At 72.3% G+C, this 14,081-nt stretch carries 11 protein-coding genes and 1 rRNA gene; all 12 read right to left on the bottom strand.

The window, feature by feature from the left end; genetic code table 11:
- Positions 1–3 precede the first annotated feature (3 nt).
- Positions 4–2,889 (bottom strand): aminotransferase class III-fold pyridoxal phosphate-dependent enzyme, encoded by a 2,886-nt coding sequence (locus tag AB0E02_RS26135; RefSeq protein ID WP_362143102.1) that lies wholly within the window; start codon positions 2,887–2,889, stop codon positions 4–6.
- A 21-nt stretch (positions 2,890–2,910) separates the two neighbouring features.
- On the bottom strand, positions 2,911–4,302 hold the full coding sequence (locus AB0E02_RS26130; protein ID WP_362143100.1) for a beta-ketoacyl synthase N-terminal-like domain-containing protein: 1,392 nt from the start codon (positions 4,300–4,302) through the stop codon (positions 2,911–2,913).
- Positions 4,292–5,581, bottom strand: a complete 1,290-nt coding sequence (locus tag AB0E02_RS26125) for a beta-ketoacyl-[acyl-carrier-protein] synthase family protein (protein ID WP_362143098.1) — start codon at positions 5,579–5,581, stop codon at positions 4,292–4,294. Before AB0E02_RS26125 ends, AB0E02_RS26130 begins: the two co-directional genes overlap by 11 nt.
- Positions 5,578–6,756 carry a beta-ketoacyl synthase N-terminal-like domain-containing protein gene (locus tag AB0E02_RS26120; protein WP_362143096.1) on the bottom strand — a complete coding sequence of 393 codons (1,179 nt, stop codon included), beginning with the start codon at positions 6,754–6,756 and terminating at the stop codon, positions 5,578–5,580. The genes AB0E02_RS26125 and AB0E02_RS26120 overlap by 4 nt, the downstream gene beginning before the upstream one ends.
- Positions 6,757–6,764: 8 nt before the next feature.
- The gene (locus AB0E02_RS26115; protein ID WP_362143095.1) at positions 6,765–8,069 is read right to left on the bottom strand and encodes a beta-ketoacyl-[acyl-carrier-protein] synthase family protein; all 1,305 of its coding nucleotides are present in this window, start codon (positions 8,067–8,069) and stop codon (positions 6,765–6,767) included.
- A gap of 48 nt (positions 8,070–8,117) precedes the next feature.
- Positions 8,118–8,696, bottom strand: coding sequence for a phosphopantetheine-binding protein (locus tag AB0E02_RS26110; protein ID WP_362143093.1), 579 nt, complete (start codon positions 8,694–8,696; stop codon positions 8,118–8,120).
- 691 nt (positions 8,697–9,387) lie between these two features.
- Complete coding sequence (locus AB0E02_RS26105) at positions 9,388–10,590, bottom strand: FAD/NAD(P)-binding oxidoreductase (protein WP_362143091.1); 1,203 nt, start codon at positions 10,588–10,590, stop codon at positions 9,388–9,390.
- 3 nt (positions 10,591–10,593) lie between these two features.
- A complete protein-coding gene (locus tag AB0E02_RS26100) occupies positions 10,594–10,788 on the bottom strand; it encodes a ferredoxin (protein WP_362143089.1) in 195 nt (64 codons plus the stop codon).
- Positions 10,789–10,832: 44 nt separating this feature from the next.
- A complete protein-coding gene (locus tag AB0E02_RS26095; protein WP_362143087.1) occupies positions 10,833–12,011 on the bottom strand; it encodes a cytochrome P450 in 1,179 nt (392 codons plus the stop codon).
- 39 nt (positions 12,012–12,050) lie between these two features.
- Complete coding sequence (locus tag AB0E02_RS26090) at positions 12,051–12,698, bottom strand: TetR/AcrR family transcriptional regulator (RefSeq protein ID WP_201807044.1); 648 nt, start codon at positions 12,696–12,698, stop codon at positions 12,051–12,053.
- The gene (locus tag AB0E02_RS26085; protein ID WP_362143086.1) at positions 12,695–13,756 is read right to left on the bottom strand and encodes a saccharopine dehydrogenase; all 1,062 of its coding nucleotides are present in this window, start codon (positions 13,754–13,756) and stop codon (positions 12,695–12,697) included. Before AB0E02_RS26085 ends, AB0E02_RS26090 begins: the two co-directional genes overlap by 4 nt.
- Before the next feature lie 232 nt (positions 13,757–13,988).
- Positions 13,989–14,081, bottom strand: a 5S ribosomal RNA gene (gene rrf, locus AB0E02_RS26080); the annotation flags it as partial.

Genomic DNA, 14,081 nt, shown 5'->3' with positions numbered 1-14,081 from the left:
GTCTCAGACCGAGTGGGCGCTCTTGTAGTCGGCCAGCCGCAGCCCGTGCGCATCGGCCAGCGCCGCGATGTCGATGACCTGTTGGCGGCTGATGTTCCCGTACGAGTAGTGGTGGTCCAGCCCGGCCAGGCCCATCAGCGCGGTCTCCGCCATGCAGGCGAACAGCTGGCCGGCCTCCAGGAAGGCCCGCGCCGACGGGTGCAGACTCTCGCCGTTCGGGGTGGCGACGATCCCGCCGAGCATGTACGCCAGATCGGGCCGCTGCTCGGGCACGCCCGGCACCACGTTGTTGGGCACCGCGATGTCGCAGATCACCGCGCCGTCGGCGAAGTGCTCGCCGGTCAGGAACGGCTCGGGGCTGTTGGAGGCGGCAAGCACCAGCTGCGCCTCGCGCAGCGCCGCGCTGTCCTGGGTGACGGTCAGGAACGGGTCGCTGCCGTACCGCTCCGTCAGGTACTCGGCGATGGCCCGGCCGCGCCCGGCGTCGTCGCCGCCCGGCCCCTCGGCCAGCCACTTGGTGATCAGCGGCTCCTCCGCGAGCCGCGCCGGGATGCCGGCCAGTTCGCCGCCGGCCGCGATCCGCGACCAGCACTCCTGGTAGATGCCGTGCACCGTGTTGCCCAGCCGCCGGGCGGAGCCGTCGCGGCGGCTGCCGACCAGCACGATCTTGCCGAGCCGCTCGGCGAACAGCTGGCTGTAGACCGACGCGATGTTGCCGGCCGCGCCGACCACGGCCAGCGTGGCGTCCTCGACCTTCCAGCCCCGGTCCTGCGCGCCCCGCTCCATCGCCTGCACACCCATCGCCACGGTCAGCGCGTTACCGCTGGTCAGTGCGATGCCGGGGACCTTGAGCGAGGTGCAGTTGTTCGTGACGATCGAGGTGTACATGCCCAGGCCGGCCACCGTGCAGCCGTCCTCGCGGGCCGCCTGCACCCGCTCCTCGATGTCCGCGCGGATCCCCGCCACGTCACCGGACGCCAGATAGCCGCCCATCTGCTCGGACGACACCATCAGCGGGTACAGCGCGAACTCCACGGCGCTGCCCAGCGGAGAATCGATCCGTACGCCCGGATAGGGCGCGGCCTTCTTGACCGGGTCCATGCCCAGCACGAACGCGCGCAGCGCGGCGTCGCTCAGCTCGGCCAGCGCCGGGTCGACCTGCCGCAGGTGCGCCGGTTCGATCAGGTGGTTGAGGAACGCGACCTTGCGCACCGGCCCGGTCACCGGCCGCGGCGCGCCCTGCTCGTAACCGGGCAGCGCGCCCCGGAAGTCCCGGATCTCCGCGCGCGGCTTGGGGATCCGGCGGTCACTGGCCGGGTGGACCAGGTGCAGCGTGTCCTCGTACCGCAGGATCCGGCAGAGCCGGTCCAGCGCCCCGCGCAGCTGCTCGATGTCCTCGTCGGTGAGGTACGCGGACGGCTGGATGCGCAGCACGTTGCCGGCGCTGCCGGTCGGGGCGATCCGGATGCGTTCCTGCCGCAGCAGGTAGCCGGAGAGCAGATAGCCCAGCGACCCGGTGTACGCGCTGCCGCGCAGCACCATCGAGCGGGCACCGCCCTGGTCGCGCAGCTGCACGCCGAGGAACAGGCCCTTGCCGCGGACGTCCTCGATGACGTCGGGGTAGGCGGCCTTCAGGTCGTTCAGTACCGCGGTGAGCTTCTCGCCGCGCTCGGTGACCTGCCGGTAGAGCTGCCCGTCACCGGCCTCCAGCAGCTCGACGACCTTGCGGGCGACGGCCGAGGAGAAGTCGTCCATGGCGAACGTCGAACTGTGGATGATGTCGAACTCGCCCTGGTAGAGCGACTTCCGGACCAGCATCGCGGAGATCTTGGCGAGCCCGCCGCCGAGCGACTTGGACAGCGTGTAGTAGTCGCCGCGCAGCCCGATCAGCGAGCTGGCGAGGAACGCCCCGCAGCGGCCCAGACCGCTCTGCACCTCGTCGATGATCAGCGCGGTGCCGACCTTGTTGCAGAACAGCCGGATGGCCCGGCCCTGCTCGACGGTCAGCGCGTGGATGCCGCCCTCGCCCTGCACCGGCTCCACCAGGAAGGCGGTGATCACCGGCAGCTCCCGCTCCACGACCCGGACCGTCCCGCCGTCGGTCTCGACGTCGAGCAGCGTCACCCGCTCCTCGTCGGCGATCTCGTCCAGCAGCTCCGGCCGGTCCATCGGCACGAACCGCACCCGCGTCCCGAGGTTCGCAAAAGGCGTCCGGAAGCCACTGTTGTACGTCAGCTGGACGCTGCCGACGAGCTTGCCGTGGAAGGACCGCTCCAGCGCCAGGAACAGCGGCCGGGTGGTCAGCGCCGCCGCGTTGTGCGCCCCGACCGCCGCCAGCAGCGCCTCGATCCCCCCGCCCTCCGGCGCCCGCTCCCGCACCTCAGCGGTCCGGAAGGCGTCCTCGTCGACGACGGCCTCGCCCCGGCCGACCGCCTCCCGCGCCCGCTCCACGTGGGCGGCGACGGTCTCGGCGAGCTCCATGACGGCACGCACCCGGACCAGCTCGGCGTGTTTGACGGCCGCCTCGACGGCCTCGGCGCCGCTGTTGCCGAACGTCGCGACGTACGGCTCCTTGACGGAGGTCTCCCGCCGGACGACGTCGCTGAGCGCGGCGCCGAGCCGGCCGGCCTCCTCCCGCAGCGAGAACTGGGCGTGCACGGCCCGCCGCTGGTCGAGCAGCTCGTGCGCGTGGGCGACGATCTCGGGGTGGTTGTGGCCCAGGATCAGCGAGCCGTACCCGCCCATCAGGTCCAGGACGGGCACCTCGGCGCCCTGCTCGTCACGGTGGTGGAGGGTGTTGCCCTCCGCCCGGACGTACTCCACGTCCAGCCCCAGGGCGGTGAAGATCCGGCCCATCTGAGGCTGCACGAACTCGGTGAACTGCGACATGTGTTGGTGTCCCCTCGTGCGTCAGTCCGTGTGCGGCCGCTGGGCCAGCAGGGCTCCGGCGAACCCGTTGAAAGTGCTGTGCAGACTCAGGACGGAGTCGATCCGCCGCTTCCTGGGCGCGCCCATGACGAAGTCGGTGCCGTCGTCCGGCGGGGTCCGCAGATGCGCGATCTGCGGCAGCTCCCCCGTCGCGAACAGGTGCGGCGCCAGGGCCAGTTCGGCCAGCGGACCGGCCGCACCGAGGGTGCCGGTGACCGGCCGCAGCGAGCCGACCGGCACCCCGCTGTCCTTCAGCAGCGCCCGCAGCAGCTCCGCCTCCGCGGCGTCGTGCCGGACGGTGCCCTTGCCGTCGGCGAGGACGGCACCCAGCGTGTCGGGCGTCAGACCGTGCTCGGCCAGCAGCCCGCGCGGGCCCTCGGCGAGCGCGGACGGGCCGATGCCGCTGTCCACCGCCGGCCGCAGCGCCGCCCCCAGGAACGTCACCAGCGGCCGCGCCCCGCGCGCCACCGCGTCCCCGGCCCGCTCCAGCATCAGCGCCACCGCGCCCTCGGCCAGCACGGTGCCGTCCCGCTCCGCGTCGAAGCTGCGCAGCGCCGCCCCGTCGGGCCCGCCGGGCGTCAGATGGCCGGCGCGGTACTGCGCGGCCAGCTTCAGCGGCTCGTTGTAGCTGCCGGCGCCGACCACCAGCGCGGTGTCGCAGGTCCCCTCGCGCAGCGTGAAGGCCGCCCGCTGCAACGCGCCCAGCGCCGCCCCGGCGTCCTGGACGAACGCCGCGCAGTCGCCCCGGAACCGCTGCGCGATGCTGATCAGCGCGAGGGTGTTGTTGTTCAGCGCCCGGATGACGGTGAACGGGTTGAAGGTGGCCGCGTTGCCGAACGCCTCCGCCACCAGCCGCGTCATGCTCACCCCCGCCTCCGGCGAGTGGTCCGTACGGGCGTTGTCCAGCGCCTTGTGGAACGCCGCCGCGCTCAGGTCGGTGGAGTCGTCCTGCGCGACGTACAGCCCGCGCCGCTCCTCCGGCACCTGCTGCCAGCTCTCCCCGGCCGCCGCCATCGCGTCCTGCGCGGCGAGCACCGCGTTGAACGTGAACGGCGTCCCGAACTTGCGCAGCTTGTGCGGGACGCTGTCCCGGCTCTCCTCCTGGAGCGCATCGGGCACATGCCCGAAGTGGCTGATCTTCCGGGTCCGCACGTACGGGTCCCGGTACGGCGACAGCGCCGGCTGCGCCTGCCGCCAGGCCGACCACAGCGCCTCGGGGCCGCGCCCGGTGGGCAGCACCGCGCCGATGCCGGTCACGACGACCGCGTCCGGGTCGAAGCCCGTACGGGAGGCGTCGGAGGTGTGGGGGGTGTGGGGGGTGGGGTTGTCGTGGAGCTCGTCCGAGGGGTTCGTACTCGGGAGGTCAGTCGTCATAACCGCGTACCACCAGACTGGCGTTGAGGCCGCCGAAGCCGAAGGAATTGCTCACTGCCACCGACACCTCCTGGTGCCGGGCCTTGTCCGGGACGTAATCGAGATCGCAGGCCGGGTCCGGGTTCGTGAGGTTGAGCGTGGGGGGCACGATGCCGTCGCGCACCGACAGCACCGTCGCGATCAGCTCGGGCGCGCCGGCCGCCGCGATCAGATGCCCGAGCATCGTCTTGTTGGCGGTCACCGCCAGCTTCCGGTAGTGCTCACCGCCGGCGAAGACGTCCTTGATCGCCCGGGTCTCGATCGGATCGTTCAACGGCGTGGACGTGCCGTGCGCATTGACCGAGTCCACCGCTTCCGGGGCCACCCCGCCGTCCGCCAGCGCCCGGCGCATCGCCAGCGCCGCGCCCACACCGTCCGGATGCGGAGCGGTGACCTGATAGGCGTCCAGGGAGCTACCGAAACCCGCCAGCTCGGCGTAGACGGTCGCGCCGCGCCGCCGGGCGCTCTCCTCGCTCTCCAGCACCAGCATCGCGGCGCCCTCCGCGGCGACCAGACCGCTGCGGTCCCGGTCGAAGGCCCGGCACAGCCGGTCCCCGAACAGCTCGGACGTGGACGGCGCCCCCAGCAGGTGCAGCCCGGTCATGGTGGGCAGGTTCAGCACCGAGTCGGCGCCGCCCACCACCATCGCGTCCACCTCGCCGCGCCGGATCATCCGGAACCCGTGCCCGATGGCGTGCGTGGCACCCGCGCAGGCCGTGCTGAAGTTCAGCGCCGGGCCGCGCAGCCGGTGCCGGGCCGCGATCCCGGCGGTCAGCGCGTCATTGGTGCAGAACAGCCCGCTGGCCCGGTCCAGTTGGTCGCGCCGCGCGTACAGCGCCTGCCAGCTGGGCTGCCCGTCCTCGCCGAGGGCCGGCAGCAGCTCCAGCGGGTCACGTTCCGGTACGCCCGAGCCGACCGCGGTGCCGATCCGGCCCACCGGCGGCGCCCCGTCCCCGCCGGCCGCCAGACCGGCGTCGGCGAGCGCCTGGCCGGCCGCCGCCAGGCCGAACCGCACCCGCCGTTCCACCGGCTCCGCCGGGTCCGCGTCGGCCCCGTACCGCGCCGCGAACGCCGCGTCGTCGACCGGCGCCGCATAGCGCACCGGGAAGTCGTCCACGCCCGGCGGCTGCCAGCCGCGGATCGCCGAGCGGCCCTCGCACAGGCCCTCCCACATGGTCTGCCAGTCGAGCCCCAGTCCGCAGACGGCACCCAGCCCGGTCACCACGACGCGGCGGCTCATGATCCGGCTCCTTCCAGTACGACGGCACACACCTGACCGCGTGCGCCGCAGGCCAGCACCAGCGCCCGGGAGACCGGCAGCGGCTCCTCGCGGACGGTTTCCCCGTCGTCCGCGAGGAGCCGCCCGGTGGCCAGCCCGTGCAGCGCCAGCACCCCGTGGGCCAGCGGATGGGCGGGCCCGAGCACACCGGTGGCGCGCTCGGCCCCGGCCACCGCGGGCCATCCGCCGGCCGGCCCGAAGACCTGGCCGAGCGCGGCGCGCTGGGCCTGTTCGCCGGCCGCCGTCCACCCGGCGTCCGGCAGCACCCAGCCGATCCCCGCGGCGTCGGTGCCGGCCATCGCCAGCGCCGCCCGCACCGCCTCGGTGAGCGCCGAGGTCAGCTCCGCACCGTCCGCACCGAACCCGCGCCCGTAACCGGCCAGCCGCACCGCCGGCCCGTCCGGCGCCGCCGGTACGTCCTCGGCGCGCCGGGCGACGAGGAACGCGGCCCCCTCCCCGGGGGCGGCACCGGTCCAGCCCAGCTCCTCGTACTGCGGGAACAGCAGCGGATGCACCTTCGGGCTGACCGCACCGATGACGGCCGCCTCGTTCTCGCCCTCGGCGACCGAGAGCACCCCGTCGATCAGAGCCGTGAGGCCCGCGTCGGAGAACGGGGAGTACGCGGCCATCGCACCGGTCAGCCCGAACGCCGCCGAAATGTGCGCGGCGGCCGTGCTGTTGAGGTGCGACAGCCCGCTGAACGGCGGGACCTCCCGGCCGTAGAGCGCCGCGACCGCGCCGGGCGACTCGTCCGCCGCCCGCCGCAGCCCGTCGAGGGCGGAGAACCGCAGCAACTGCTCGTCGACGGTGGGCAGTCCGAGGTACAGCCCCCAGCCCTCCCCGCCCACCGGACCGGTCACCGAGGGCCCGCTCAGCGCCAGCCGCGCCCCGTAGAGCGCCATCCGGGCCTGCTTCTCGGAGGTGCGCAGCACCCGCCGGTGCACCCCGAGCGTCGCCGCGTCCGGGTCGTCGACGAGGAACGCGGTGCCCGCGCCGGGCCAGGCGTCCGCGAGCAGTTCGTCGGGCCGGCCGGTGTCCTTGCCGGCCACCAGGGCCTCCCACAGCGACGCGGGGTCCGCGCCCGCCGCGGTGTATAAGCCGGGTGCGGTCAACCGCACCCCATCGAGTTTCGTCATCGCGTCACTCACCCCGCCTGCGCCAGGATCAGCGAGCAGTTCTGCCCGCCGAAGCCGAAGGAGTTGGACAGCACCGTCGTCACCGGCGTGTGCCGCTGCTCGGTGACGATGTCCAGGCCGCGGGTCACCTCGTCCGGCTCGTGGAAGTTGAGGGTCGGCAGCAGGGCCTGCCGCTGCAGACTGAGCACCGACAGCACCGCCTCGGCCGCCCCGCTGTTCGCCAGCGAGTGGCCCATGGCGGACTTGTTGCCGGTGACCGGGATCCGGCCCACCCGCTCCCCGAACACCGTGTGCAGCGCGGCCGCCTCACAGGTGTCGTTGGCCTCGGTCGAGGTGCCGTGCGCATTGACATGGTCGATGTCGTCCGGGCTCAGCCCGCCGTCCGCGAGCGCCGCCCGGATACAGGTGGCGTAGTCGGAGCCGTCGCGGGAGCTGGACGTCATCTTCACCGCCTCGGTCACCCCGGCGTAGCCGGCGACCCGGGCCAGCACCCGCGCGCCCCGGGCCTCGGCGTGCGCCCGCGACTCCAGCACCAGGAACGCGGCGCCGTCACCGATGACGAACCCGGAACGGTCCTTGTCGAACGGGCGGCTGAGCTCCGCCGCGTCCCGCTCCCCGGCGGGCGCCAGCGCACCGATCCCGTAGAACGCGGCGACCGAGGACAGCGTCGTCAGGCTCTCCGCGCCGCCGGCCAGCGCCACGTCGAGCGTGCCGCTGCGGATGTAGCGGTACGCACTGCCGATGGCCATCCCGCCCGCGGCACAGGCGTCCGCGTGCGTCTCCAGTACCCCGGCCGCACCGAACCAGTCGGCCAGTCGCGCGGTGGCGGTGTCCGGCTGGACCCGCTCGTGCCGCCGCGGGTCCGGCCCGCCCGCGTCGAGGTAACCGTCGAGGTCCAACGCGCCGGCTTCGAAGTCCACATGACCGGCCAGACCGACGAGTTCGGCCGGCTCCATCACCATGCGGTTGCAGGCCAGGAAGACGCCGCCGCGCTCGGATTCGAGGCGCCGCGGCAGCCCGCTGCGCTCCCAGGCCTGGGCGGCGGCGTGCCAGGCGAGCGCCCCGGCCGGCCCCAGCGGGCGGGCCTCCGGCGGCACCGCCTCCTCCAGGGACCTCCGCACCTCGGGGTCGATATGGGCCGAGACGGCGCAGGGCACGCCCCACTCCTTGTGGAGCGGGTGCTCGGCGATGAGGGTGTTCCCCTGCGCGAGATGGTCGAACAGCGCCTCGGGGTCGGTCAGTCGACCGGCCACCAGGCCGATACCGGTCACCACGACCTCATGACCGGCCCCGGTGGGTATGTGGGGGTTCACTTGCTTTCCTTTCGCACGTCGAACGGCTTCGGCGGCGGCCGGCCCTGGTCAGCCGACGGGCTGGGCGTGCCCCAGGGCGGCCAGCGCCGCGCGCACGCCCTCGGCCATCACCTCGTCACCGGCGGCCGCCTCCAGCGCGGCACCGCAGCCGGCGCACTGGACCTTGCCGGACGGCGCGATCTGCGCCTTGTCGGCGGCGCACTCGGTGCAGGCCTCGGGCAGGTGGTCGAAGATCCGGTGGGTGAACGCGGCCCAGTGCGCACTGGTGGCCGCCGCGGCGACCTCGTACGGGCGCATCCCGGCGTGCACCTGCTCCTCGCTGTAGCCGAACGCGCTGCGCCGCAACACCTCGGCGGCCAGCTCGGAGATCCCGCCACGCTCGTCGTAGAGCTGCTCCGACCCGCCGAGCGCCGACGCGAGCTGGTCGAGCACATTGGACTTGGGCAGCGCCACGCCGAGCTTCGTCTCCATCTCGAAGCGGAATTCGACCAGGTCGAGGGATTCGGCCCCGAGGTCGGAGACGAGGGTGGCGTCCGCGGTGATCTCATCGACGCTGCTGCCCAGCACCTGCGCCAGTCCCTCGCGGACGATGTCGTGGATCCGGTCTGCCTCGTAAGGGTTCTGCATGGTTCTCTCCTCGTTTCGTAAGCACTCTGCACGCCACCTTTTACCGGCCATGGAAAATGCTGGAAAACGGCAGCGGAAATTACCTGGCGGCACGTTTCGTCGACCGGCCGGAAACCGGAAGGAAAGTGCAATGAGAGGACATCACTGAGCGCCGCAACGACGCGGGCAAGAAACGGCTTCGCAAAGCCGGAATGAATTACCGAGAAACCGTCGGAAAATTCAGCTCAGTACGCCCGGCAAGAGGCGGCGGCCGCCAGCGCGGCACACTCGGACCTGGGCCGCTGAACGCCGGGGCACTCTCCCGGGAAGCGGGCAGCCCGGCCACCTGACGTCGTTACGGACAGTGCTTCAGACATCGCTTCAGACATCGCTGAACGCGTGACACATGCCATCCCCCGTAGCAAATGATCCCCCCGATACCTGCTTACACAGGAACAGGCCGCAATACGTCGGCGACCACCTCGTCGTGGCCCACCGAAAGGACCTGCACCGCCTCTCCCGGAGGCGCGATAAAAACGTTACCAGAGCTCCCCAGAAGCGTCACGGAAATGTGCGATAGGTCACGTGACCCAATCTCTTCCCGGCGGGGTCAACTCAAAAGGTTCCGTGGTAATGAAAAACTTAACGTGGGATTCACATACCCGCGGGCCTGTTTTTCCGCCCGACCCCGGCCGAAAACCTACCCGGCCGTCTAATTCAACCGCCGCGCATACCCCGGCAGCAGCTTCCCCTGATTCACACTCACCGCACCCACCAGCCGCTCCCCCAGGTAGTGCGCCACCAGCACCGCCCCCTCCGCCACGGACCCGGCCTCCACCACCTCCCGGTCACCCGTGCCCGGCAGCCCCACCGACCGGATCCGCAACCCGAACGCCGCCGTCCAGAACGACGGCACATGCACATACGGCTCGGCCGCCGCCGGCCCCACCAGCAGATTGCGCCCCGCCAACTCCCCCTGCGCGGCCGCATTGCTCCAGTGCTCCAGCGGAACCGTCCCCTTCGCCGTCCGCACCGCCTCGCACCACGCCGCATCCCCGGCCACCACCACCGCCGGATCCACCGCACCCCCACCCGCCGAACCACCCACACCACCCACGGCCCGCGCGAACAACCGCTCGTCACAGTGGATCCGCCCGGACGGCAACGCCAACCCCGACCCCGCCAGCCACCCCGTGGCCGGCACCATCCCGATCGCCACCACCACCAGCGACCCGGACACCTCCGCCCCGTCCGCCAGCGCCACCGCCCGCACCCGGCCGTCCCCGGCCGCCGCGAAACCCCGCACGCCCACACCCAGCCGCAACGCCACCCCCGCCCGGCCCGCCGCCTCCGCAACCACCCGCGAAACCGTGCCGCCCAACGCCCGCAACGGCGCACCGAACGGCTCCACCAGCGTGACCTTCACCCCCAGCCCGCTCAGCGACGACGCCAGCTCCACCCCCACGAACCCGGCACCGACGATCACCACCTCATCGGCCCCGCCGTCCACCTCGGCCCGTAACCGCCGGACGTCCGCCAACCCCCGCACCGTCAGCACCCCACCAGGCACCCCGGCACCGGGCCACTCCCGCGCCTTCGCACCCGGCGCCAACACCACCCCGTCGTACGGCAACTCCACACCATCGGCCAGCCGCACCCGCCGCCGCTCCCGGTCCAGCCCCACGGCCGCGGTCCCCCGGATCCAGCGGGCGCCGAACTCACCGTCGCCCGCCAGCCGGATGTCGTCCCCGGTCATCGTCCCGGCCACCACCTGCTTCGTCAGCGGCGGCCGGTCGTAGGGCAGTTCCCGCTCGTCCGACACCACCGTCAGCCGGCCGTCGAACCCCGCATCCCGCAGCGACCCGGCGGCACGCACCCCCGCCAGGCCCGCCCCCACCACGACGACCTCGCGCAACGCTCAGGCCCCCTCGACCACGAGCGCCCGCACCGGACACGCCCGCACCGCGGCGGCCACCTTGCCCGCCAGCCCCTCCGGCACCTCCGGCGCCACCACCAGCCGCTCGTCGTCATCCAGCGTGAACACCTCGGGCGCCACCAGCGCACACTGCCCGAGCCCGTCACACACGTCCCGGTCGACCCGGATCTCCACCATCCCGCTACCCCCCACCGTTCCCACTCCCGACCTCCACCGACCCGTCAGCGCGCATACCGCAGCGGCAGCTCCACCAGCCCCCGGATCGCATCCGACGGCAACCACCGCACCTCCTCCGCCGGCACCGCCAACTCCAGCGTGCCGAACCGCCGCAGGATCTCGGTGAGCGCGATCGTCGCCTCCTGGCGGGCCAGCCGCTGCCCCAGGCAGAAATGCGGCCCCACCCCGAACGACAGATGCTGCGCGGTCGCCCGCCCCAGGTCGAACGCATGCGGATCGTCCCGCACCTCGGGGTCCCGGTTCGCCGCGTTCAGCAGGAACCGCACCAGCTCCCCCTTACGGATCACCACCCCGCCCGCCTCGACGTCCTCCAGCGCCACCCGGTTCACGGTCGTCATCGCCGACCCCCGGAACCGCAACGCCTCCTCCACCGCCGCACCCACCAGCGACGGATCCGCCCGCAGCGCCGCCAGCTGCTCCGGATGCGTCAGCAGATCGTGCAGCGCATTGGCCAGCAGATTCGTGACCGTGTCATGCCCCGCGATCAGCAACACCGCCGCGAACGACGACAGTTCCTCATCACTGAGCGCACCCCCGTCCTCGAACCGCGCCGCGATCAGCTCACTGAGCAGATCCTCGGTCGGCCGCTCCCGCTTCGCCCCGATCAGCCCGATGCAGTACCCGAACAGCTCCGCGGCCGCCGACTGCATCGCCTCCAGCGACGGCGCCGCCGAGATGTCCATCGCCCACTGCCGGAACGGATCCCGGTCCTCCGCCGGCACCCCCAGCAGCTCGCAGATCACCTCCAGCGGCATCGGATACGTGAACTCCTCGATGAAGTCCGCCGTACCGCGGTCCCCCAGCTTGTCCAGCAACTGGTCGGTGATCTCCGCGATCCGCGGCTCCAACTGCCGCACCGCCCGCGACGCGAACGCCGCGGTCACCAGCCGACGATGCCGCGCATGATCCGGATCGTCCTGCTCCAGCAGCATCACCGCCAACCCCGGCACCAGCGCCCCGTGCGGAGCATGCCGGTGCACGTCGTTGGACAGCCGCGGATCACTCAACAACTCCCGCGTCAGCGCCGCCCCCAGCACCGTCCAGGTCTCCAGCCCGTTCAACTGCCGGGTACGGATGATCCCGTGGCTCTTCGCCAGCCGGTCCAGCTCCTGCTCCAGCCCCGCCGTCGACGCCAGCTCGGCCAGATCCACCACTACGGTCATGACGAACTTCCCCCTGATTCCCCGTTGATCCCGGAACGCTCAGTCCCGGAGCAATTGCACGGCAAACTGCGCCAGTTGCGCATCCATCGCGGGCGACCGGCTGCCGGCGATCCCCGACCGCATCAGAGCCGCCCCCTCGACCAGCGCCACGAACGTCTCCGCCCGGGCCCGGCAGAACTCACCCGGCCAGTCCGGCCGCCCCTGCTGGACGTACGCCTCCACATGGGCCACGTACTTCCGGTAGAACTCCCGCACCACGGTGGCGATCTCGTCGTCCCGCGCCGCCAGCGCCCACACCTCGACATACAGCCGGACCAGCTGCGGGTCCTCCTGCTCGGCCAGGACCACCCCGACCACCTCGTCGGGGTTCGTATGCCCCTCCGGCAGCTCGATGGCCGACGGGTCGTCCCGCACCATCCGCAGCCCCGTCGTCTCCGCCAGCCGCTCCAGCGAACGCTCCAACGCCCGCTCCAGCACGGCCTTGATCAGATCGGCCCGGGTCGGGAAGTAGTGCTGCAGATGCCCGACCCGCACCCCGGCCTCACCGGCGATCGCCCGCAACGAGGCATCCGACCCCTTGGCCACCAGCACGGCCTCGGCCGCGTCCAGCAGACTCGTCCGCCGGATGCTCCCCTGCCGCGTCAGCGTCGAGCCCTTCCCGGCCCCGCCGTCCTTCTCCTCGCTCATGACACCTCGACCCCGACGCCGGCCTTCTCCAGCGCCGCCACGACGTCCTGCGGCACCGGCGTCATCTCCGGGAACACCACCCCGCGCGGCGCGGCCGCCCCGTCCTCACCCAGCACCCGCCGCAGCCCCAACAGCCCGCCCAGCGCCGTCAGATGAGCCTGCCCGGCCGGATCCGTCAGCACCGCCGTACGCCGCTGCCCGCCCCGCCCGCGCACATCGATCCGCAGGCACGCACTGCCGCCCTCGCCCGGCGAGTACAGCATCGAACGCCGCGTCGACCGGAACTTCTCGCCACGTCCCCACCGGAAGAACCCGGTCTTCTTCAACGCCAGCAGCGTCGACGTCGAGGAGTTGGCACTGAACCCGATCCGCGTGAGGGCGGTGTCCACCCCCAGCACCAGCGGCAACGTGAACTGCTCGGGCGTGTCGATCCGCGCGACCTTCGTCCGGTGCTCCCCGATCGACACATAACCGGCCCCGGACAACGGCATGATCATCCGCCGCTGCCCGCCCTCGGTCACCTCGTAGTCCAGCCCCAGCCGGTCCATGAACTCCACCGAGTCCGTGCCCGCCCGGTCCTTCAGGTCGTACCGGATCGCGATCTCCACCGCCGACGCCCCGCCGACCTCGGCCGCGAGCGCGGCCGCGACCAGCGCCGTCACCCCGCCCATCCAGCTCGACGACAACAGCACCGGCGCCGTCGGCGGGTGCACCGCCGCCACCGCCACCGCCCGCTGCAACCGCGCCGTCCACCGCGTGATGTCCACATATGGCACACCACCGCGGAGCGCCGCCAACAGCACCCGGTCCTCGGGGTCGTTGACCGTACTGATCACGGCCCGCACCTTCGCCGAGAACGGCTCCGGATCACTCAGATCCCACCGCCGCACCGACGCGCCGACCTCCTCGGCCAGCGCCTGCCCACGCTCCGGCGTACGCCCCGTCAGGAGCAACGGCCACGAACCCGCCGCCAACCGCGCCAAATCCCCGCCAACGGTCCCGTAGCCGCCCACCACAAGAACCGGGCCCGTCACATCAAGCTGGATGTCATCGTCCACAACCCCGAGACTAGGTCACGCGACCTAGAAACACAATGACGATCTACGTCACATGCGGCGGCACACCGGGTTGCTGGGGTGCCGGGTTCCCCGCCGGCCGACCGCACCGCACCGCACCGCACCCAGCCAGCCAGCCAGCCAGCCAGCCAGCCAGCCAGCCAGCCCCAGAACGCAAAAAAGCCTCGTCCCGAGCTGAATTACTTCAACTCGGGACGAGGCTTTTTCAAAATTTGTTCGGCGGTGTCCTACTCTCCCACAGGGTCCCCCCTGCAGTACCATCGGCGCTGAAAGGCTTAGCTTCCGGGTTCGAAATGTAACCGGGCGT

Origin of the sequence: Streptomyces sp. NPDC048196 (assembly GCF_040652715.1) — a bacterium.
Classification (GTDB): domain Bacteria; phylum Actinomycetota; class Actinomycetes; order Streptomycetales; family Streptomycetaceae; genus Streptomyces; species Streptomyces siderophoricus.
Note: the sequence above shows the minus strand (reverse complement) of the source record. Positions and strands in the feature narration are given on the sequence as shown.